The following is an 802-nucleotide window of genomic DNA, read 5'->3' on the forward strand; positions in this document are numbered from 1 at the left end:
CGGTCTAGGAACCAACGGTCGTGCGAGATAACCATTGCACAGCCCGGGAACTCTAGTAGTGCTTCTTCTAAAGCACGTAGCGTTTCAACGTCAAGGTCGTTGGTTGGTTCGTCGAGTAGTAGTACGTTACCGCCCGCTTTAAGCAGTTTTGCTAGGTGTACACGGTTACGCTCACCACCAGATAGCTCGCCAATCACTTTCTGTTGGTCTGAGCCCTTGAAGTTGAAACGAGAACAGTACGCACGCGCAGGGATTTCAAAGTTGTTGATCTTGATGATGTCAGCGCCTTCAGAAATCTCTTGGAATACCGTGTTCTTATCGTTCATTGAATCACGGAACTGCTCAACAGATGCTAGTTTCACTGTGTCACCCATCTCAATGGTACCTGAGTCAGGTTGTTCAGTGCCGCTTAGCATCTTGAATAGCGTTGATTTACCCGCGCCGTTGGCACCGATGATACCCACGATCGCACCTTTAGGCATGTTGAACGATAGGTCATCAATCAGAACGCGACCGTCAAACGACTTAGTCAGGTTCTTCACTTCAATCACTTTGTCACCTAGACGCTCACCTGGTGGGATGAACAGCTCGTTGGTTTCGTTACGTTTTTGGTGCTCAGTGTTTTGTAGCTCTTCAAAGCGCGCCATACGTGCTTTAGATTTTGCTTGGCGACCTTTAGGGTTTTTACGTACCCATTCAAGTTCTTTTTCGATGGTCTTTTGGCGAGCGCTTTCTTGTGATGCTTCTTGTTGTAGACGTGCATCTTTCTGCTCTAGCCAAGAGGTGTAGTTACCTTCCCATG

Annotated in this window: 1 protein-coding gene; it reads right to left on the reverse strand. The window is 47.9% G+C overall.

Annotated features, from left to right (window positions below):
- Positions 1 to 802, reverse strand: an 802-nt coding sequence (locus R7E78_RS25855; protein WP_318058572.1) for an ATP-binding cassette domain-containing protein, incomplete at both ends; no start/stop codon positions are given.

It is taken from the genome of Vibrio sp. YT-19(2023) (assembly GCF_033337395.1).